Source organism: Curvibacter lanceolatus ATCC 14669 (assembly GCF_000381265.1).
Lineage (GTDB): Bacteria > Pseudomonadota > Gammaproteobacteria > Burkholderiales > Burkholderiaceae_C > Curvibacter > Curvibacter lanceolatus.
This window is the reverse complement of sequence record NZ_KB906262.1, coordinates 13781-33712: the sequence shown is the minus strand read 5'-3', so window position 1 is coordinate 33712 and position 19932 is coordinate 13781. Positions and strand designations below refer to the sequence as shown.

Genomic DNA, 19932 nt, shown 5'->3' with positions numbered 1-19932 from the left:
GACGCGGCGCCATGTCCAACTTCTTCATCAGCCGCCCCATCTTCGCCTGGGTGATCGCGTTGTTCGTGGTCGTGCTCGGCTGTGTCTCCCTGACCCAACTGCCGATTGCCCAGTACCCCACGGTGGCCCCCCCCACCATCGTGCTCAACGCCAGCTACCCGGGGGCGTCGGCCGAAACGCTCAAGAACAGCGTGATCAGCGTGATCGAGCAGCAAATGAACGGCGCCACCGGCCTCATGTACATGGAGTCGGTGGCCCAGGCCGATGGCACGGGCACCCTCACCCTGAGTTTTGAGCCCGGCACCGACCCGGCCATGGCCCAGGTGGACGTGCAAAACCGCTTGAGCCGAGCCACGCCACGCCTGCCCGCGGCAGTGAATCAGCAAGGGGTGGTGGTGTCCAAGGCCTCGAACAACTTCCTGCTGTTTGCCTTGCTGTCTTCGGACGACCCGGCCTTCGGGCCGGTCGAGATCGGCGACTACGTGGCCCGCAACGTGGTGCCCGAGATCCAGCGCCTGCCCGGCGTCGGGCAGGTGCAGCAGTTCGGTGCCGAGCACGCCATGCGCATCTGGCTGAACCCCGCCAAGCTGGTCAGCTACAAGCTGTCGCCGGCCGACGTGAACGCAGCCATCGCGGCGCAGAACGCGCAGGTGGCCTCGGGCGTGATCGGCGACCTGCCCCAGTTGCCCACCCAGGAGATCTCGGCCACCGTGGTGGTGAGCGGTCAACTGGCCTCGGTGGAAGACTTTGGCCGCATCGTGCTGCGCGCCAACCCCGATGGCTCGACCGTGCGCCTGCGCGATGTGGCCCGGGTGGAACTGGGGGGCTCCAGCTACGCCACCTCGGCGCGGCTCAACGGCGTGCCCGCCTCGGGCCTGGGGGTGCAGCTGTCGAGCACCGGCAACGCGCTGGCCACGGCCACCGCGGTGCGTCAGAAGATGGGCCAGCTGGAGCGCTACTTTCCCAAGGGCATGAAGTGGGCCATCCCCTACGACACCTCCAACTTCGTGCGCATCTCCATCAGCCAGGTGACCGAGACCTTGTTCGAGGCCCTGGTGCTGGTGTTCGTGGTGATGTTCCTGTTTCTGCAGAACGTGCGCTACACCATCATCCCCGCCATCGTGGTGCCGGTGGCCCTGCTGGGGGGCTTCACCACGATGCTGGTGATGGGCCTGTCCATCAATGTGCTGACCATGTTTGCGATGGTGCTGGTGATCGGCATCGTGGTGGACGATGCCATCGTGGTGGTCGAGGCGGTGGAGCGCATCATGGCCGACGAAGGCTTGCCGCCCATGGAAGCCACCCGCAAGGCCATGGGCCAGATCTCGGGGGCCATCGTGGGCATCACCGTGGTGCTGATCTCGGTGTTCGTGCCCCTGGCCTTTTTTGCCGGTGCGGTGGGCAACATCTACCGCCAGTTCTCGGTGGTCATGGTGTCTTCAATCGCCTGCTCGGCCTTTCTGGCGCTGACGCTGACCCCTGCGCTGTGCGCTTCGATGCTCAAGCCGATTCCTGCTGGCACCCTGCATGAGCGCAAGGGGTTCTTCGGCTGGTTCAACCGCGGCTTTTCACGCACCGCTTCGGGGTATGAAAGCACAGTGGCGCGCCTGCTCCAGCGCAGCGCGCGGTACCTGGTGCTTTATGGGGCGCTGATTGGCGCGGCACTGCTGGTTTTTGAACGCCTGCCCACGGCCTTTTTGCCCGACGAGGACCAGGGCAGCATCCTGATCAATGCCCAACTGCCGGCGGGCGCGTCGCAAAACCGCACGCTGGAGGTGATGCAGGATGTGGAGCGCTACGTGCTCGCACAACCGGAGGTGAAGAGCATGGTGAGCGTGTTGGGCTACAGCTTTTCGGGCAGCGGACAGAACGCCGGCCTGGCCTTTGTGACGCTCAAGGACTGGTCTGAGCGCAAGGGCCCCGAGCATTCGGCCCAGGCCGTGGTGGGGCGGGCCTTCGGGGCCCTGATGCAGATCCGCGACGCCTTCATCCTGCCCCTGAACCCGGCGCCGATTCCGGAGCTGGGCAACTCCACAGGCTTCACCTTCCGGCTGCAGGACCGCAGCGGCAAGGGACACGAGGCCTTGATGGCGGCACGGGCCCAATTGCAGGCGGCGGCGGCCAAAAGCCCGCTGTTGTCGCAGGTTCGGGTGGACGGGCTGGACGACGCGCCTCAATTGCACCTGCAGATCGACCGTGACAAGGCCCAGGCCCAGGGCGTGAGCTTTTCAGCCATCAACACCGCCTTGTCGGCCCTGCTGGGCAGCAGCTATGTGAACGACTTCCCAAGCCAGGCCCGCATGCAGCGCGTGGTGGTGCAAGCTGACGCCGCGCACCGCATGCAGGGTGAAGACCTGCTTCAGTTCCAGGTGCCCAGCAACACGGGCGCGCTGGTACCTTTGTCCACCTTTGCCAGCACACACTGGCAAAACGGCCCCATGCAGGCCGTGCGCTACAACGGCTACGACGCCGTGCGCTTCAGCGGCAGTGCGGCCCCGGGCCACAGCAGCGGGGAAGCCATGGCCGAGATGGAGCGCCTGGCGGGCGAGTTGCCGGAGGGCTTTGGCTACGAATGGACAGGCCAGTCGCTGCAAGAGAGCCTGGCCGGGTCGCAGTCGACGGTGCTGTATGGCTTTGCCCTGCTGTCGGTGTTTCTGTGCCTGGCCGCCCTGTATGAAAGCTGGACGATTCCGTTGTCGGTGATCCTGGTGGTCCCCTTGGGCTTGCTGGGGGTGGTGTTGGCCACGCTGCTGCGCGCCTATTCGAACGACGTCTACTTTCAGGTGGGCCTGATCACCATCATCGGTCTGTCGGCCAAGAACGCCATCATGATCGTGGAGTACGCCAAGGACACCCAGGCAGCTGGCAAGGGCCTGCTCGAAGCCACGCTGGAGGCCGTGCGCCTGCGCTTTCGCCCCATCATCATGACCTCGCTGGCCTTTGGGCTGGGGGTGCTGCCCTTGGCCATTGCGAACGGCGCCAGTGCCGCCAGCCAACGCGCCATCGGCACAGGGGTGCTGGGTGGCATCCTGGTCGGCACCACCCTGGCGGTGTTTTTTGTGCCGCTCTTCTTCGTGGTGGTGCGCACGCTGTTCAAACCACGGCCTGCCCCGTCGGCGGCCAACCCATCCTCTGGAGTCACGCATGACTGAGCCCTTGAATCGCTCCGGCCCAGCGGGCTCTGTGGCGCGCACGCGGCTGCATCTGCTGGCCTTGCCCTGGTTGCTGGCCGCGTGCAGCCAGTTGCCCGACTACCAGCGCCCCGCCTTGCCCTTGCCGGCCCGATGGCCGGGCACGGGTGCGGGCACGGGCCCTGCAGAGCCCATCCGCACCGGCGATTGGGCCGACTATTTCAACGATGCGCGGCTCAAGCCCCTGATTGAACAAGCCTTGGGGAACAACCGCGACCTGCGGGCAACGGCACTCCGGGTCGAGCAGGCCCGGACCCAGTTCCAGATCAGCCGCGCCAGCCAATGGCCCGCCTTGAACGGCGTGGCAGGCGGGTCACGCGGGCCCGTCGCGACGGCAGCGGGCACGGTGCAAGCCAACACATACTCGGTCGGCCTGACCGTGACCGCCTTCGAGCTGGACTTCTTCGGGCGGGTGGCGAGCTTGAAGGAGCAGGCCCTGGCCCAGTACCTGGGCAGTGCCCAGGCCTATGACAGCGCCCGTCTGAGCCTGATCACCAGCGTGGCCACGGGCTGGCTGACCCTGCTGGCCGATGAGGCCCAGCTGGCCTTGCTGCGCGAGACCTTGCTCAACCTGGAAGCCACGCTGCAGCTGACGCGACGGGCCGTGGCCCGGGGAACCCTGGCACAGCAGAGCCTGCTGCAGGCCGAGAGCCAGACCCAGGCGGCACGCGCCGCAGCAGCCCAGGGAGAGCTGCAACGCCAACGCGATGAAAACGCGCTGCAACTGCTGTTGGGCCTGCCCAACGCGGTGCCCTTGCACGACAGCGTGGACGCCAGCACGCTGGATGTGGCGCCCTGGGCCGACCTGGCGCCGGGCCTGCCCTCGGAACTGCTGCTGCGCCGGCCCGACATCGCCCAGGCCGAACAGGCACTGATCGCGGCCAACGCCAACGTGGGCGCAGCCCGGGCCGCCCTGTTTCCCCGCATCAGCCTGACCGCCGGGGTCAGCAGCCTGAGCCCGCAACTGTCGGGGCTGTTCAAGAGCGGCTCCCAGGGCTTCACGCTGACGCCCCAGGCGAGCCTGCCGTTGCTCGATGCCGGGCAGAACCAGGCCCAGGTGGAGGCCGCCAAGCTGGGGCGCGACATCGCCACCGCCCAGTACGAAAAGACCATCCAGACGGCCTTCCGTGAAGTGGCAGACGCCCTGGCTGAGCGCGAGGCGGCAGTGCAACAGCTCGATGCCAGCGAGCGCCAGACTGCCGCAGGCCAGGCCCAGTTGCGTCTGGCCCAACGCAGCCTGGAGATGGGCGTGAGCAGCCGGCTCGACTGGCTGGCCAGCGAGCGCAACTGGCTGAACCTGAAGCAACAGCGCGTGCAGGCCCAACTCAATCGGCTGCAGAACCAGGTGTCGATCTACCAGGTGCTCGGTGGGCATTGGCGCGCCGGCCGTGACGCATCGAATCCCGCATGAGCATGCGGGCTGAGATCAAAAAAAACGGGACGGCACCTTTCGGCGCCATCCCGTCGCAATGGAGCACCCGAGCCCGCGCCAGTGCGCGGGTGGCGCCCCCCCTCATTCAACCGAAGGACCGGCAGCGCCATCGCCCCAGGGCGGTAGCAGGCCGAATCCATCAGGTCCACGCCTGGAGCGTAAACGGTGGATGTGACGGGCGCATGACCTCCACGGCCGCCGCACGGAGACCTGCCCGGAACGGGCGAATGGCTTGGCTCGCACACAACACCCTCAGGACAAGCCCCTGGTCTGGCCAGGGTGACCCGTCGCTATAATCAAAAGTTTAGTTCCCAGCCTTACCACAACATTGAGGACGCCATGAGCGACATCCACGAAGACGCACACACCGGCCCGATCAAGAACCCCAAGCAACTGCTGGTGGCGGTTATTTTTTCGTTTGTCATCCCGGTGTTTTTGATCATCGGTCTGGTCGCTTATGTCACCTCGGGCAACAAGCCGGCAGTGGGTTCCGGCAATGAAGAGCGTGCTCTGGCCGAGCGCATTCAAAAAGTGGGCGCAGTGGACATCCGTGATGCCAACCGCCCTCTGCGCTCTGGCGAAGAAGTGTTCAAGGCCCAGTGCTCGGCCTGCCATGCCACCGGCGCCGCCGGTTCGCCCAAGTTCGGCGATGCTGCGGCCTGGGCCCCGCGCATCAAGACCGGCTTCGAATCGCTGGTGACCTCGGCCCTGAAGGGCAAGGGAGCCATGGGTGCCCAGGGCGGTGGTGATTTCACCGATGTTGAAGTGGCACGCGGCGTGGCTTACATGGCCAACAACGGTGGCGCCAACTTCCCCGAGCCCAAGGCACCTGCCGCTGAAGAAGCCAAGTAAGGCCTCTTAAGGTCTCTCTATACAGCCCCCTGGGCTGCCCGCTGAAAAGCCGGTCTCATGGACCGGCTTTTTCGTTTCTGCCTCGGCTGCCGTGCTCAGGGCACCGCACTGTGGGCGGCCGGGCTCAAGACATAGCCGAAGCGCGCGGGCAGGCTCTCAAAGGCCACCTCCAACGGAGTCCACAAGCCCGTCTCCACGGCTTGGGCGACATGGCCCACATCGAGGGTGTGCACCAGGCCGAAGCCCAGGTCGGTTTCCAGGTAGACCCGGCCCTGCTCGTCGAGCAGACAGTGTTTGACTTGTGCCTCTCGGCCGGTATGGCTGCTGACCTTCAAGGCGTCGTCGATGCGCCAGACCCAAGGGGTGGCTTCGAGCTCGACATAGACCCGTTGAGGGCCGTTCTGGAAATACCAGCAGCCCTGGGCATCGGGCTCGTAGTTGCGCTGGATGAAGTCAATGAGTTTGTCGTGTCGCAACACCGAACCTCGAGCCCCGGGCTGGCCACTTGCGAAGTTGCCCAGGGCCTGGGCCCGATCGTCTCGCATGTACCACTGGCCGCGTGCGTCCAGGCCCAGCCAGCCATAGCAGTCGGGCACGTTGGGCCACTTGGCCATGGCCTGTCGAACAATGTCATCCATCGCGTGTCCTGTTTCAGATGTGGGTGGCCAGCCAGCCTCCGACGGCCTCCGGCATGCCCCGTACATGGCCTGGCAATCGCCCATGCGGGAAACCGACATGGCCCCCATGAGCCGGTTGCCACAGGGTGACCTGCTCGCCCACCTCGGCCTGGCTCGGCAGGCACCAGGCCGGCACGAAAGGATCGTTGCGGGCATTGACCACCAGAGCGGGCACACGGATGCTCGCCAGATGGGGTTTGGCCGACGCTCGAGCCCAATAGTCTTCGGTGCTGCGAAACCCATGCAGCGGGGCGGTGAACACATTGTCGAACTCATACAGGTCACGCGCGCTGGCCAGGGCCTGTGGGTCGAACAGGCCCGGGTACTGCGACAGCTTCTGCATGGCCTTGGGCTTCATGGTGTTGAGGAACATGCGCGTATACACCAGCCGGTTGAAGCCCCGCCCGATGGCCCACCCACCTGCGGCGAGATCGATCGGCGAGCAGACCGCCGCCACGCCCCGCACCACCCGGGCCGCCGTGTGGCCGGCCTCCTCGGCCCAGCGCAGCAAGGCATTGCCCCCGAGCGAGATGCCTACTGCGATCAGAGGCCCAGCGTGCGCCATTTTCAAGCCCGACAGCACCCAGCCGATCTCTTCATGGTCACCCGAATGGTAGGCCCGAGGCGCCCGGTTGATCTCGCCGCTGCAACCTCTGAAATGGGGCACGGCATAGGCCCAGCCTTGCTCACGGGCGTAATCGGCGAATGCCTCGGCATAGTGGCTTTGGGAGGATCCTTCCAGACCATGGAACAACACCAGCATGGGGGTGGTAGCCGTGGCCTCCTGAACGGGGGATGTCTGCAGGAAATCGACGTCGATGAAGTCGGCATCCGGCGTGTCCCAACGCTCCCGCCGGTAGCGGGGCGGGTGACCGAAGACGCGGCGGGAAAAGAGCGCCGGCCAGATGGTTTGCAGGTTGCCGCCAGGCACCCAGGCGGGAGCGACGTAATTCATCAACACGGTTTGGGTGCGCTTTCCCTCAATGCAGGACGGCCGGGCCATCCGTCAATGGCAAGGGCTTGTGCGGCGTGCCGGGGCTGGCGTGGTGGGCCACCATGCGCCATCCCTGAGCGGTCTTGTGATAGACGTTGGTGGCGATCACCCAGGCCTCGTGCCGGCCGGCCGGGGTGTCGATTTCAATGCGTTCGATCACGCTGTGAACCGAGCTGGCCAGGGCCTCCACGCATTGCACATGCTCCAGGTGAACGGGCACGGCCCCATGCGACAGCAAGGCTTCAAAAGCGGCGCGGATGGCTCCGGCACCAATCAGCCGGGCCCCGCCTGGATGCACGCAGACGATGTCGTCCTCATCGGCCCAGCACGCCATCAACTGAGCGACATCCCCTTTTTGCAAGGCGTCGTAAAACGCCACTTCGACTTCAGCGGCAGAGCCGCCTACGGTGATGGCCTGAAGTTTGGCTTTGGGCATGGCGATGGGTGGGGTGTCGCTGGGGGTCTTTATTCTGCCGTGCTTTGCCCGGTCGAGGCGCCCCATCAGGGGGTAGCCCCAAAAACAAAACCCCGTGCAGTTGAGGGCACGGGGTTGATGCGGAGTCCGCGCCATGCACCAGGGCATGGGCGAAAGCCGGGGCGCTTCAGCGCTTTTGGCGGAACTTGCGCAGTGCGGCAATCTGAGCAGCCATGACGGCCAACTCGGACTGGGCACGGGCCAAGTCGATGTCGCTCTTGGCGTTCTTGATGGCCTCTTCGGCCGCTGCGCGGGCCTGGTTGGCCTTTTCTTCGTCGAGATCCTTGCCGCGGATGGCGGTGTCGGACAGAACGGTCACGCAGTTCGGCTGCACTTCAAGAATGCCACCGGCCACGAACACGAATTCTTCACCGCCGTCAGCCGTCTCGATGCGCACCGAGCCGGGTTTGATACGGGTGATGAGGGGCGTGTGGCCCGGCAGAATACCGAGTTCGCCAGCTTCACCAGGCAAGGCCACAAATTTGGCTTCGCCCGAGAAGATCGACTCTTCGGCACTCACAACGTCAACATGAATGGTTGCCATGGCAATCCTTTTCTGGAGGCTTGACTGCACCGGAGAGTGGCTTTTTCAAGCCAGCCCCTCCGATGACAGAAGGCCTTAGATCTTCTTGGCCTTTTCGAAGGCTTCGTCGATGGTGCCAACCATGTAGAAGGCCTGCTCGGGCAGGTGGTCGCACTCGCCGGCCACGATCATCTTGAAACCACGGATGGTTTCAGACAGGGGCACGTACTTGCCGGGCGAGCCGGTGAACACTTCGGCCACGTGGAAAGGCTGCGACAGGAAACGTTGGATCTTACGAGCACGGGCCACCACCAGCTTGTCTTCCGGTGCCAGTTCGTCCATGCCCAGAATCGCGATGATGTCGCGCAGTTCCTTGTAGCGCTGCAGGGTACCCTGCACGGCACGGGCCGTGTTGTAGTGGTCTTCACCCACCACGTTCGGGTCCAGCTGGCGGCTGGTCGAATCGAGCGGATCCACAGCGGGGTAGATACCCAGGGCAGCAATGTCACGGCTCAGCACCACAGTGGAATCCAAGTGGGCGAAGGTGGTGGCAGGCGACGGGTCGGTCAAGTCATCGGCAGGCACGTAAACGGCCTGGATGGAGGTGATCGAGCCCACCTTGGTCGAGGTGATACGCTCTTGCAGACGGCCCATTTCTTCGGCCAGCGTCGGCTGGTAGCCCACGGCGGAAGGCATGCGGCCCAGCAGAGCGGACACTTCGGTACCGGCCAGCGTGTAGCGGTAGATGTTGTCCACGAAGAACAGCACGTCACGACCTTCGTCGCGGAACGATTCAGCGATGGTCAGACCGGTCAGGGCCACGCGCAGACGGTTGCCCGGGGGCTCGTTCATCTGGCCGTAAACCATGGCCACCTTGGACTCGCCGAGGTTCTCCAGGTTCACCACGCCGGAATCGGCCATTTCGTGATAGAAGTCGTTCCCTTCGCGAGTACGCTCACCCACACCAGCGAACACCGACAGACCCGAGTGAGCCTTGGCGATGTTGTTGATGAGTTCCATCATGTTCACGGTCTTGCCCACACCGGCGCCACCGAACAGACCCACCTTGCCGCCCTTGGCGAACGGGCAGACCAAGTCGATCACCTTGATGCCGGTTTCCAGCAGTTCCTGCGAAGGCGACAGCTCGTCATAAGCCGGGGCCTTGCGGTGGATCGAGGCGGTCAGCTCTTGGCTGACAGGACCGCGTTCGTCGATGGGCGCGCCCAGCACGTCCATGATGCGACCCAGGGTGGCCTTGCCCACGGGCACCGTGATGGGTGCGTGGGTGTTGGACACGATCAGGCCACGCCGCAGGCCGTCGGACGAACCCAGCGCAATGGTACGCACCACGCCGTCGCCCAGCTGCTGCTGAACTTCCAGGGTCAGTGTGGATCCTTCGAGCTTCAGAGCGTCGTAGATCTTGGGCATCTGGTCACGCGGAAACTCCACGTCAACCACAGCGCCAATACACTGAACAATTTTTCCTTGAACTTGAGCCATTTTTTGCTCCAAAAATTTTTAAACCGTGACGACGACGAGGGTCAAACCGCAGCCGCGCCGGAGACGATTTCCGAAAGTTCTTTCGTGATCGCTGCCTGACGGGTCTTGTTGTAGACCAGCTTCAATTCGCCGATGACACTGCCCGCGTTGTCGGTCGCGGCCTTCATGGCCACCATGCGCGCCGACTGTTCGGATGCCATGTTTTCTGCCACGGCCTGGTAGATCAGGGATTCAACGTAGCGAACCAGCAGATCGTCGATGACGGCCTGAGCATCGGGCTCGTAGATGTAGTCCCAGCCATGTTCGGTCTTCTCGGCCTGCATCTGGTCGGCAGACAGGGGCAGCAACTGCTCCAGCACCGACTCTTGCTTCATGGTGTTGATGAACTTGGTGTAACCCAGGTAGACCGCATTGATGCGACCTTCTGCGTATGCGTCCAAGAGCACCTTCACGGGGCCGATCAACTTGTCCAGATGCGGGGTATCGCCCAGACCCGTGACGTGCGAAACCACTTTCGCGCCGACACGGTTCAGGAAACCCAGACCCTTGTTACCGATAGCGACGGCCTCGACCGACACGCCTGCACCTTGCAGTTCGCGCAGCTTGGTCGTCACGGCACGCAACACGTTGGTGTTCATGCCACCGCACAAGCCCTTGTCGGTCGTGACCACGATCACCCCGGCGGTCTTCGCATCGTTCGTCTTCATGAACGCATGCGTGTACTCGGGGTTGGCCTGACCCAGGTTGGCGGCAACGTTGCGGATCTTTTCGCTGTAAGGACGGGCAGCACGCATCCGGTCCTGCGCCTTGCGCATCTTGGATGCGGCCACCATTTCCATGGCCTTGGTGATCTTCTTGGTGTTCTCCACCGATTTGATCTTGCCGCGTATTTCCTTGCCTGCTGCCATATGTGCTCCTAAAGCGTTTGTTGGGTGCTTGGAGAGCTACTTAAGCAAACGACTTCTTGAACGCACCAATGGCGGCGGTCATTTCAGCTTCGGCGTCCTTGTCCATGGCCTTGTCCTTCTCGAGCTTGGCGAGCAGGGCGGCATGGCTGGTCTTCAGGAACTGATGCAGGCCGTGTTCGAAGGCCAGAACCTTCTTGACGTCGATGTCATCCAGGAAACCCTTGTTGACCGCGAACAGCGTGGCACCCATCAGCGAGATGGACAGCGGGCTGTACTGAGCCTGCTTGAGCAATTCGGTCACGCGGGCACCGCGATCGAGCTGCTTGCGGGTGGCTTCGTCCAGGTCGGAAGCGAACTGCGCGAAGGCAGCCAGTTCACGGTACTGGGCCAAGTCGGTACGGATACCACCGGACAGGTTCTTGATCAGCTTGGTCTGGGCAGCACCACCGACGCGCGACACCGAAATACCGGCGTTGATGGCGGGGCGGATACCGGCGTTGAACAGGCTGGTTTCCAGGAAGATCTGGCCGTCGGTGATCGAGATCACGTTGGTCGGAACGAAGGCAGACACGTCACCGGCTTGGGTTTCAATCACGGGGAGAGCGGTCAGCGAACCGGTCTTGCCCTTGACTTCGCCCTTGGTGAAGGCTTCCACGTAGTCGGCGTTCACGCGAGCGGCGCGTTCGAGCAGACGGCTGTGGAGATAGAACACGTCGCCAGGGAAAGCTTCACGGCCTGGGGGGCGGCGCAGCAGCAGCGAAACCTGACGGTAAGCCACAGCTTGCTTCGACAGATCGTCATAAACGATCAGCGCGTCTTCACCGCGGTCGCGGAAATATTCGCCCATGGTGCAGCCCGAGTAGGCCGACACGTACTGCATGGCAGCCGATTCAGAAGCCGAGGCAGCCACCACGATGGTGTAGTCCATGGCGCCAGCTTGCTCGAGGGAGCGCACGACGTTCTTGATGGACGAAGCCTTCTGACCAATCGCGACGTACACGCAGGTGACGCCTTGGCCCTTCTGGTTGATGATGGCGTCGATGGCCACAGCGGTCTTGCCGGTCTGGCGGTCACCAATGATCAGCTCGCGCTGACCACGGCCCACGGGCACCATCGAGTCGATGGACTTCAGACCGGTTTGCAGCGGCTGACCCACGGATTCACGGGCGATCACACCAGGTGCCACCTTTTCGATCACGTCGGTCATCTTGGCGTTGATCGGACCCTTGCCGTCGATAGGCTGGCCCAGGGCGTTCACCACGCGGCCAATCAGTTCGGGGCCGACGGGCACTTCCAGAATGCGGCCCGTGCACTTCACGGTGTCGCCTTCAGAGATGTGCTCGTACTCGCCCAGAATCACGGCGCCGACAGAGTCGCGCTCCAGGTTCAGGGCCAGGCCATACGAAGGCACGCCTTCAGCATTGGCCGGGAATTCGAGCATTTCGCCCTGCATCACGTCAGACAGGCCATGCACGCGAACGATACCGTCGGTCACGGACACCACGGTGCCCTGGTTGCGGATGTCAGCGCTGCCAGCCAGCCCTTCGATGCGGCTCTTGATCAATTCAGAAATTTCTGCGGGATTGAGTTGCATGACTCTTTCCTTCTTTCTTTGTTTAGCCGAGGCACAAGGCCGCGGTTACGCGGCCAGGGCCGCTTTCATTTGTTCGAGGCGCGCTTTGACCGAGGTGTCGAGCACTTCGTCACCCACTGCCACGCGGACACCACCAATCAAGGTGCTGTCGGTTTCGACGGTCAGGTTGAGCTTGCGGCCAAAACGCTTTTCGAGCGAGGCGGCGAGGTCTGCCAGGGCAGCACCATCGATCGGGAATGCGCTGTACACAACGGCATCCGACGAACCGCTCTGGGCATTGACCAGCTTGCGGAACTGGGCAGCGACTTCGGGCAGCGCCTGCAGACGACCGTTGTCGATCACCGTGCGCAGGAAGTTCTTGCCCTGATCGGGCAGAACGTACTTGGTCAGGCCGGCCACCAGGTCAAAGACCTGCTGGGCACTGACCTTCGGGCTCTCGGCAAACTGCTTGAGCTGGGCGTCGGCTGCAATCGCAGCCAGCTCGTCCAGCCAGCCGGCCGTGGCGTTGAGGTCAACGCCGGCGGTCGAGGTGCTGGCCTTGAACAAGGCCTCGGCGTAAGGACGGGCAATGGTGGCGAGTTCAGCCATGGTTGCTCCTTACAGCTCAGTCTTCAGGCGATTCAGCAGATCGGCGTGAACGCCGGCATCGACTTCCTTGCGCAGGATTTGCTCGGCACCCTTGACGGCCAGCACGGCGACCTGCTCACGCAGGGCCTCGCGGGCCTTGACCGATTGCTGCTCGGCCTCAGCCTTGGCAGCGGCAACGATCTTGTTGCCTTCTTCGGTGGCACGGGCCTTGGCCTCGTCGATGATGGCCTGAGCACGACGCTCGGCATCAGCCAGACGCGATGCAGTTTCGGTGCTGGCGGCGGCCAATTCCTTCTTCACGCGCTGGTCAGCAGCGGCGAGTTCGGTTTTGGCACGGTCGGCAGCAGCGAGACCATCGGCGATTTTCTGGGCACGTTCATCCAGCGCTTTCGCGATCGGGGGCCACACGAATTTCATCGTGAACCACACCAAGATCAGGAATACGATGGCCTGAATGAACAGGGTCGCATTGATACTCACGGCAACACCTTTCTAGAGTGGCGTTGAACGGGAATTACTTGGGCAGGTTGGCCAAGAAGGTCGAAGCAAACGGGTTGGCGAAGGCGAACAGCAGAGCGATAGCCACACCGATCAGGAAGGCGGCGTCGATCAGACCGGCCAAGATGAACATCTTGGTTTGCAGTTCGTTGATCAGCTCAGGTTGGCGAGCCGACGATTCGAGGAACTTGCCACCCATCAGGGCGATGCCGATAGAAGCGCCGATAGCGCCCAGACCAACGATCAGACCACAAGCCAGAGCGACGAGACCGAGAATGTTTTCCATGATGACTCCTAATTAAGAAACGGATGGTTGAGGAAAGAAAAAACGAAACGAAATCAGAGGGCGCCTGGTGAGCGCTTAGTGGGCGTTGTGCGCCTGACCCAGGTAGATCAGTGCGAGCATCATGAAAATGAAGGCTTGCAGCGTGATCACGAGGATGTGGAACAGCGTCCAGATGGTGCCGGCGATGATGTGGCCGACAGGCAGCAGAACACCAGAGAGCGACAGCGCAGCGGCGCCACCCATCAAGGCGATCAACATGAACACCAGTTCGCCAGCGTACATGTTGCCGAACAGTCGCATGCCGTGGGACACGGTGTTGGCGACGTATTCGATGATTTGCATCAAGAGGTTGATCACGCCCAGAACCAGGGCAAAGATAGGATTCTTGCTGGTGCCGAAAGGAGCAGACACCAGTTCGTGAGCCCAGCCGCCGGCGCCCTTGATCTTGATGCTGTACCAGAAGCGCAGCAGCAGGACGGCAAAAGCCAGGCCCAGGGTGGTGGAGAGGTCAGCGGTCGGAACGACGCGCAGGAATGCGTGATGGGCTTCACCGCCATTGGCTTCGTAGGCCTTGCCCCAGAGTGCGGGCAGCAAATCGACAGGCAGCATGTCCATGAAGTTCATCAGGAAGATCCAGACGAACACAGTCAGGCCCAGGGGAGCGATGAACTTGCGGCTTTCGGCACTGTGGATGTTGGCCTTGGCCTGGTTGTCGACCATTTCAACCAAAATTTCCACAGCGGCCTGGAAGCGGCCAGGCACACCCGAAGTGGCCTTGCGTGCAGCGGTCCAGAGCAAGACCAGTGCCACGACACCCAGCAGACCGGCGACGACCAACGAGTCAAAGTTGATGACCGAAAAATCAACAATAGCCTTCTGCTGGACGTTCTGCAGATGCTGCAAGTGGTGAACGATGTACTCACTTGCTGTCGGACCGTGTTCTGCTGCGCTCATCTTTCAACTCTTTCTTTTGACTCTTCAAACGAAGAATCAAGTCGGTTTAACAGACCTGGTCTGCACCCACAGTGCAAGCCAGTACATTTTCAGCGTGACAACCATGCCGGCCAGCAAAGCCAGCCAAACCACCTCGGGCAACACCCAAGGCGCAGCAGCCAGCAAGGCCACCGTCAGCACGATCTTCACGAGCTCCCACCCAAACAACCCGGTGACCGCAGTACCCGGATTGCCAGACGACATGTGCTTGCGCACCCCTCGGGCGAACAGTGCGGCAGGAATCACCACCGCCATCGCACCGTAGGCAGCAGTCCAACCGGCTGCTGGCCGCCCTGTCAGGCCCCAGGCGGCCATGGCCACCAGACACCCGACCAGAGCCTGAACCACCAGAACACGCACCAAGGAAACGGGCGCAATTCTTGCACGAAGCTGCTGCGCCTCTTCGGCAGTCAGCGGCTTGAAATCAGACTCTTCCGCCTCATCTTCAGGAACTGGCGCGATTGTGTTCATTCTTGGTTACGCCAGGGTTACACGCCTGAATTTCAGCAAAGCCATTGATTATAAGTAAAAACCCGCAACGTCAACGCTTGTAAAGCACTCCACTCGGGAAAGGCCCTAGGTCAAAGGTGTTTTGACTTGGAATGAGCGAATGGACGGGCTTGGCAAGGCACGTCAGCACGGCACCCAGGCCAGCGGGGATAATTTGACCATGCAAGCACTACCCGACACCCTCTGCTACCTCAACGGCGACTATACCGCCCTCCAAGATGCCCGCATCAGCGTGCTTGATCGGGGCTTCATTTTTGGCGATGGCATCTACGAGGTCATCCCGGTCTACCAGGGCCGCCTGTTCCGCTTCAATGAACACCTGGCCCGGCTGACCCGCTCGCTGGCCGAGGTGCAGATTGCCAACCCCCACACACCCGAGCAGTGGCGCCAGATTGCAGACACACTGATCGAGCGCAATGCCGCCAAGGCCACGGGCGAGGAGACCGTCTACATCCAGGTGTCCCGAGGCGTGGCCCCGCGCGATCACGCCATGCCCCAAGGCATCACCCCCACGGTGTTTGCCATGATCAACCCCTTGAAGTCCCAGTCCGCAAGCGCCCGCGAGCAAGGCGTGGCCTGCGTCACGGCCGAAGATTTCCGCTGGAAGAAGGGGCACATCAAAAGCACCAGCCTGCTCAGCGCCGTGCTGGCCCGCCAGATCAGCGTCGAAGCCGGTGCCACGGAGACCATCCTGTTACGAGACGGTTACCTCACCGAGGCCTCCTCCAGCAATGTGTGGGTGGTGAAGGACGGACGGGTACTGGGCGCCCCACGCGACGGCCTGGTGCTGGAAGGCATCCGTTACGGCCTGATCGAAACGCTGTGCAAAGAAGCCGGCATCCCCTTTGAATTGCGCCGCATCAGCGAGGCCGAATTGCGCCATGCCGACGAGGTGCTGCTGTCGTCCGCCACCAAGGAGGTTCTGCCCGTGTCACGCCTTGACGGCCAAGCGGTGGGCAGCGGTCACCCCGGGCCGGTGTATGCCCAGCTCTATGCCGGCTACCAACGCGCCAAGCAAGGCGCGCCCGCGCCGGTCAGCAACACAGCGCCAACGGCAGCGGTCACGCCCCCTCCTGCACAAGAATCGCTGATCGAATTTCCCAGCCTGTTTCCGATCAAGGTGATGGGCCCGAAGGTGGAAGGGTTTGTGGAGACCATGACGGCCATCGCCACCGAGCACGACCCCAGCTTTGAGGTGACGAACGTTCAGCTGCGCGACAGTTCGGGCGGCAAGTACCTCAGCGTGACCCTGACGGTGACGGCCACCAGCCGCGAGCAGCTGGACAACCTGTACCGCGCCCTGACCGCCCACCCGCTGGCCAAGTACGTGCTCTGAGGCCCCATGCAGTTGCGTACCCTGGGGCATGTGCCCTACGAGCCCACGCTGGAGGCCATGCGCGTCTTCACGGACGGCCGCACCGAGCAAACGCCTGATGAGCTGTGGCTGTGCGAACACCCCCCGGTATTCACCCAGGGGCTGGCGGGCCTGGACAGCCACCTGCTGGCCCCGGGCGACATCCCGGTGGTGGCCACCAACCGCGGGGGCCAGGTCACCTTTCACGGGCCGGGGCAGGTGGTGGCCTACCCACTGATCGACCTCAGACGGGCGGGCTACTACGTCAAGGAGTATGTCTATCGCATCGAAGAGGCGGTGCTGCGCACCTTGATCCACTTTGGCGTGACCGGGCATCGGGTGGCCGGTGCGCCGGGCATCTACGTGCGCCTGGATGACCCGTTCAGCCATGCGGCCCTGAGCGGCCCCATGCCGGAGCACGACCCCTTCCGGGGATTGGGCAAGATCGCCGCGCTCGGGATCAAGGTGAGCCGTCACTGCACTTACCACGGTGTGGCGCTCAATGTGGCGATGGACCTGTCGCCCTATCAACGCATCAACCCTTGTGGCTATGCGGGTCTGCAAACCGTGGACCTTTCTACAATCGGGGTTCAATCCACTTGGGAAGACGCAGCAGCGGTCCTGGGCCAGAAGCTCCAGACCTTCCTCGCGCCGTAATCAGATGAGCACCAACGAAGTCGTTCGAGAAGCACAGGGCGTAGACGCCTACAACCCGCTGGCCAAGCAAAAAGCGGCGGCCAAGCTGTCCCGCATCCCTGTCAAGGTCGAGCAGGCTGAAGTGCTGAAAAAGCCGGAATGGATCCGCGTCAAGGCCGGCTCGCCCACCACCCGCTTCTACGAAATCAAGCAGATCCTGCGCGAAAACAAGCTCAATACCGTGTGCGAGGAGGCCTCATGCCCCAACATCGGTGAGTGCTTTGGCAAGGGCACGGCCACCTTCATGATCATGGGCGACAAGTGCACACGGCGTTGCCCGTTCTGCGATGTCGGCCATGGCCGGCCCGATCCGCTGGACACCAGCGAACCCGAAAACCTGGCCAAGACGATTGCCCGTCTGAAGCTCAAGTACGTGGTGATCACCAGCGTGGACCGCGACGATCTGCGCGACGGGGGCAGCGGTCACTTTGTGGAGTGCATCCGCCAGACCCGGGCGCTGTCGCCCACCACCCAGATCGAGATCCTTGTGCCGGACTTCCGCGGGCGCGACGACCGTGCGCTTGAAATCCTCAAGGCAGCACCACCGGATGTGATGAACCACAACCTGGAGACCGTGCCGCGCCTGTACAAAGAGGCCCGCCCGGGCTCGGATTACGCCTTCAGCCTGAACCTGCTGAAGAAGTTCAAGGCCCTGCACCCGAACGTGCCCACCAAGAGCGGCCTGATGGTGGGCCTGGGTGAGACCGACGAAGAAATTTTGCAGGTGATGCGCGACATGCGCGAACACGGCATCGACATGCTCACCATCGGCCAGTACCTGGCGCCGACGAACAGCCACCTTCCGGTGCGCCGCTACGTGCACCCGGACACCTTCAAGATGTTCGAGACCGAAGCCTACAAGATGGGCTTCAGCCATGCGGCCGTGGGGGCCATGGTCCGGTCCAGCTACCACGCAGACCAGCAAGCCGGGCACGTGCTCGAATCCAAGGCCTGAGCCACCAAGCCATCCTGCCAACCCTCGCAGCATCGTCGAGGGCTTGGCAGGACCTCAGGCTGTCGGCACCGCACCACACCGCATTGCAGTGCCCAGCAGGTCAGCTTGGTATCAGGCGTGACGGCTCATCGTCGTTGAGCACGGCCTGGGCCCAGCCCGCCAACTTGCGGGTGTCGCTGCGCAAGACCTCCTGCTTGATGGCCAGAATCTGAGAGGGGTGCATGGAGAAGCTGCGCAGACCCAGGCCCAGCAGCAAACGAGTGGCACTGACATCGCCCGCCATCTCACCGCACACACTCACATCCTTGCCCTGAGCCCGGCACTCGGCAATCGTTTCGGCCACCAGCTTGAGCACCGCCGGGTGCAAGGGATCGTAGAGGTGCGCCACGGACTCATCGGCCCGGTCGATGGCCAGCGTGTACTGGATCAGGTCGTTGGTTCCGATCGACAGAAAGTCGAAGTGCTTGAGGAACATGCGCACCGACAACGCTGCGGCCGGGATCTCGATCATGGCCCCGAGTTGAATCGGGCCATGGGCCACGCCCAGGTTGTCGAGCTCCGCACGGGCATGATCGACTTGCGCCAGGGCCTGGCGGATCTCCGAACCATGGGCCAGCATCGGTATCAGCAACTTCACCTTGCCATGCACGGCGGCACGCAGGATGGCGCGCAACTGGGTGCGGAACATGGCGGGGTCGGCCAGGCTCCAGCGGATGGCACGCAGGCCCAGTGCCGGGTTCAGATGGGCATCATCACGGTGGGCGTAATCCAGAGGCTTGTCAGCCCCCACATCCACCGTGCGGATGGTGACGGGAAGCCCTTGCATGCCCTCGACGGCGCGCCGGTAGGCCTGGTACTGCTCTTCTTCGCCGGGCAGCTTGCCCTGCCGCCCCATGAACAGGAATTCGCTGCGGAACAGGCCCACACCCAGCGCGCCGGCAGCCAGCGCGGCTGGGGCGTCATCCGGCATCTCGATGTTGGCCAGGAGCTCGACCTTTTCGCCATCCATCGTGACGGCCGGGGTGTGCCGCAGGCGGGACAGACGCTGACGCTCCAGCTCGCCCTGGCGCTGTTTGAAACCATATTCAGCCAGGATGATGGGCGAAGGGTCAACGATCATCACGCCGGCATCGCCATCGATGATCACCCAGTCATCCTGGCGCACCAATTGGCTGGCACTGCGGGCCCCCACCACGGCGGGGATGTCCATGCTGCGCGCGACGATGGCCGTGTGAGAGGTCTTGCCCCCCACATCGGTGACAAAACCCGCGAACACGCTTTGCTTGAACTGCAGCATGTCCGCCGGTGAAAGATCATGGGCCACCAGCACCAGAGGCACATCAACGGTGTCGTCGAGCAGCAACTCCTGCTGGCTGCGGCGCGGCGAAGGGGGCGGAGGTGAGACCGGTGACGCCGCCCCTTTCATGTGCCGCAGGATGCGCTCGGCCACCTGCTCCAGATCGGCCTTGCGCTCACGCAGGTATTCATCCTCCATTTCGTCGAACTGGCGGCCGATCACTTCGAGCTGAGTGGTCAAGGCCCATTCGGCGTTGTAGAGGCGTTCGGTCACCCAATGCTTCACGCCCGAGGTGAGCGCCTCGTCCTGAAGCAGCATCAGGTGCACGTCCAGCAAGGCGGTCAGCTCTTGCGGAGCGTCGTTGGGCCCCATCTGTGACAGCCCCTACTGCAGCCGCTGCAGTTCATCGACCACCGCATTGCGGGCCACTCGGATGCGGTCAATTTCTTCAGGTATCCGAGAAGCGTCGATGAAGTAATGGGCCACATCGATGCGGCTGGACGCCACCAGCACGGCCCGCCCGATGGCAATGCCACGGGCTACAGCCAGGCCATGGACGGTGAATGTCATGGATGCCTCCGTTGCTGGAGAAGTGAGTCCGGGTGATGC

General features: G+C 63.1%; 18 protein-coding genes and 2 pseudogenes. 7 read left to right on the top strand and 13 right to left on the bottom strand.

Features of this window, described 5'->3' with window-relative positions; genetic code table 11:
- The first annotated feature begins 11 nt into the window (after window positions 1–11).
- From F624_RS0117725 to F624_RS0117715, 3 genes are all read left to right on the top strand, one after another.
- Window positions 12–3152, top strand: coding sequence for an efflux RND transporter permease subunit (locus tag F624_RS0117725; RefSeq protein ID WP_019575675.1), 3141 nt, complete (start codon window positions 12–14; stop codon window positions 3150–3152).
- Window positions 3145–4602, top strand: a complete 1458-nt coding sequence (locus tag F624_RS0117720; protein WP_084679553.1) for an efflux transporter outer membrane subunit — start codon at window positions 3145–3147, stop codon at window positions 4600–4602. The genes F624_RS0117725 and F624_RS0117720 overlap by 8 nt, the downstream gene beginning before the upstream one ends.
- A gap of 360 nt (window positions 4603–4962) precedes the next feature.
- Entirely contained in the window at window positions 4963–5475 is a 513-nt protein-coding gene (locus F624_RS0117715) for a c-type cytochrome (RefSeq protein ID WP_019575673.1), read from the top strand.
- Window positions 5476–5570: 95 nt separating this feature from the next.
- On the opposite strand, the gene F624_RS0117710 is transcribed toward F624_RS0117715, so the two are convergent.
- The 12 genes from F624_RS0117710 to F624_RS0117655 all read right to left on the bottom strand — a co-directional run bounded on the left by F624_RS0117710 (window position 5571) and on the right by F624_RS0117655 (window position 14982).
- Window positions 5571–6113 (bottom strand): DUF2946 family protein, encoded by a 543-nt coding sequence (locus tag F624_RS0117710; protein WP_019575672.1) that lies wholly within the window; start codon window positions 6111–6113, stop codon window positions 5571–5573.
- Window positions 6114–6126: 13 nt separating this feature from the next.
- Window positions 6127–7107, bottom strand: a complete 981-nt coding sequence (locus F624_RS0117705; RefSeq protein WP_084679558.1) for a YheT family hydrolase — start codon at window positions 7105–7107, stop codon at window positions 6127–6129.
- A gap of 25 nt (window positions 7108–7132) precedes the next feature.
- Entirely contained in the window at window positions 7133–7582 is a 450-nt protein-coding gene (locus F624_RS0117700; RefSeq protein WP_031255418.1) for a YybH family protein, read from the bottom strand.
- Between the two features lie 166 nt (window positions 7583–7748).
- Window positions 7749–8165, bottom strand: coding sequence for a F0F1 ATP synthase subunit epsilon (locus F624_RS0117695; RefSeq protein WP_027476182.1), 417 nt, complete (start codon window positions 8163–8165; stop codon window positions 7749–7751).
- A gap of 75 nt (window positions 8166–8240) precedes the next feature.
- Window positions 8241–9644, bottom strand: coding sequence for a F0F1 ATP synthase subunit beta (gene atpD / locus F624_RS0117690; protein WP_027476183.1), 1404 nt, complete (start codon window positions 9642–9644; stop codon window positions 8241–8243).
- 41 nt (window positions 9645–9685) lie between these two features.
- Entirely contained in the window at window positions 9686–10552 is an 867-nt protein-coding gene (gene atpG / locus F624_RS0117685) for a F0F1 ATP synthase subunit gamma (protein WP_019575667.1), read from the bottom strand.
- Between the two features lie 40 nt (window positions 10553–10592).
- A complete protein-coding gene (atpA, locus tag F624_RS0117680; RefSeq protein WP_019575666.1) occupies window positions 10593–12146 on the bottom strand; it encodes a F0F1 ATP synthase subunit alpha in 1554 nt (517 codons plus the stop codon).
- 45 nt (window positions 12147–12191) lie between these two features.
- Window positions 12192–12734 (bottom strand): F0F1 ATP synthase subunit delta, encoded by a 543-nt coding sequence (locus F624_RS0117675; protein ID WP_019575665.1) that lies wholly within the window; start codon window positions 12732–12734, stop codon window positions 12192–12194.
- 9 nt (window positions 12735–12743) lie between these two features.
- On the bottom strand, window positions 12744–13214 hold the full coding sequence (locus tag F624_RS0117670) for a F0F1 ATP synthase subunit B (protein WP_019575664.1): 471 nt from the start codon (window positions 13212–13214) through the stop codon (window positions 12744–12746).
- Between the two features lie 34 nt (window positions 13215–13248).
- Window positions 13249–13518 (bottom strand): F0F1 ATP synthase subunit C, encoded by a 270-nt coding sequence (gene atpE / locus F624_RS0117665; protein ID WP_007847749.1) that lies wholly within the window; start codon window positions 13516–13518, stop codon window positions 13249–13251.
- Between the two features lie 75 nt (window positions 13519–13593).
- Complete coding sequence (atpB, locus tag F624_RS0117660; RefSeq protein WP_031255417.1) at window positions 13594–14472, bottom strand: F0F1 ATP synthase subunit A; 879 nt, start codon at window positions 14470–14472, stop codon at window positions 13594–13596.
- Window positions 14473–14508: 36 nt separating this feature from the next.
- Window positions 14509–14982 (bottom strand): ATP synthase subunit I, encoded by a 474-nt coding sequence (locus F624_RS0117655; RefSeq protein WP_019575662.1) that lies wholly within the window; start codon window positions 14980–14982, stop codon window positions 14509–14511.
- Between the two features lie 199 nt (window positions 14983–15181).
- Between F624_RS0117655 and F624_RS0117650 the strand changes: the two are divergent.
- The 4 genes and pseudogenes from F624_RS0117650 to lipA all read left to right on the top strand — a co-directional run.
- Window positions 15182–16039 (top strand): annotated as a pseudogene (locus tag F624_RS0117650) (D-amino acid aminotransferase); the annotation flags it as partial.
- A gap of 69 nt (window positions 16040–16108) precedes the next feature.
- The gene (locus F624_RS35875) at window positions 16109–16357 is read left to right on the top strand and encodes a YbeD family protein (RefSeq protein WP_281170943.1); all 249 of its coding nucleotides are present in this window, start codon (window positions 16109–16111) and stop codon (window positions 16355–16357) included.
- Between the two features lie 6 nt (window positions 16358–16363).
- Entirely contained in the window at window positions 16364–17032 is a 669-nt protein-coding gene (gene lipB, locus F624_RS0117645) for a lipoyl(octanoyl) transferase LipB (RefSeq protein ID WP_019575660.1), read from the top strand.
- 4 nt (window positions 17033–17036) lie between these two features.
- Complete coding sequence (gene lipA / locus F624_RS0117640) at window positions 17037–18026, top strand: lipoyl synthase (protein WP_019575659.1); 990 nt, start codon at window positions 17037–17039, stop codon at window positions 18024–18026.
- Window positions 18027–18126: 100 nt separating this feature from the next.
- On the opposite strand, the pseudogene ptsP reads toward lipA, so the two are convergent.
- Window positions 18127–19893 (bottom strand): annotated as a pseudogene (gene ptsP / locus F624_RS32620) (phosphoenolpyruvate--protein phosphotransferase).
- Between the last annotated feature and the right edge of the window lie 39 nt (window positions 19894–19932).

Excerpts from the sequence above, each read along its gene's own strand:
- F624_RS0117725 (WP_019575675.1), top strand. The coding sequence starts at position 12 with ATGTCCAACTTCTTCATCAGCCGCCCCATCTTCGCCTGGGTGATCGCG.
- F624_RS0117720 (WP_084679553.1), top strand. The coding sequence starts at position 3,145 with ATGACTGAGCCCTTGAATCGCTCCGGCCCAGCGGGCTCTGTGGCGCGC.
- F624_RS0117715 (WP_019575673.1), top strand. The coding sequence starts at position 4,963 with ATGAGCGACATCCACGAAGACGCACACACCGGCCCGATCAAGAACCCC.
- F624_RS0117710 (WP_019575672.1), bottom strand. The coding sequence starts at position 6,113 with ATGGATGACATTGTTCGACAGGCCATGGCCAAGTGGCCCAACGTGCCC.
- F624_RS0117705 (WP_084679558.1), bottom strand. The coding sequence starts at position 7,107 with ATGAATTACGTCGCTCCCGCCTGGGTGCCTGGCGGCAACCTGCAAACC.
- F624_RS0117700 (WP_031255418.1), bottom strand. The coding sequence starts at position 7,582 with ATGCCCAAAGCCAAACTTCAGGCCATCACCGTAGGCGGCTCTGCCGCT.
- F624_RS0117695 (WP_027476182.1), bottom strand. The coding sequence starts at position 8,165 with ATGGCAACCATTCATGTTGACGTTGTGAGTGCCGAAGAGTCGATCTTC.
- atpD (WP_027476183.1), bottom strand. The coding sequence starts at position 9,644 with ATGGCTCAAGTTCAAGGAAAAATTGTTCAGTGTATTGGCGCTGTGGTT.
- atpG (WP_019575667.1), bottom strand. The coding sequence starts at position 10,552 with ATGGCAGCAGGCAAGGAAATACGCGGCAAGATCAAATCGGTGGAGAAC.
- atpA (WP_019575666.1), bottom strand. The coding sequence starts at position 12,146 with ATGCAACTCAATCCCGCAGAAATTTCTGAATTGATCAAGAGCCGCATC.
- F624_RS0117675 (WP_019575665.1), bottom strand. The coding sequence starts at position 12,734 with ATGGCTGAACTCGCCACCATTGCCCGTCCTTACGCCGAGGCCTTGTTC.
- atpE (WP_007847749.1), bottom strand. The coding sequence starts at position 13,518 with ATGGAAAACATTCTCGGTCTCGTCGCTCTGGCTTGTGGTCTGATCGTT.
- atpB (WP_031255417.1), bottom strand. The coding sequence starts at position 14,472 with ATGAGCGCAGCAGAACACGGTCCGACAGCAAGTGAGTACATCGTTCAC.
- F624_RS0117655 (WP_019575662.1), bottom strand. The coding sequence starts at position 14,982 with ATGAACACAATCGCGCCAGTTCCTGAAGATGAGGCGGAAGAGTCTGAT.
- lipB (WP_019575660.1), top strand. The coding sequence starts at position 16,364 with ATGCAGTTGCGTACCCTGGGGCATGTGCCCTACGAGCCCACGCTGGAG.
- lipA (WP_019575659.1), top strand. The coding sequence starts at position 17,037 with ATGAGCACCAACGAAGTCGTTCGAGAAGCACAGGGCGTAGACGCCTAC.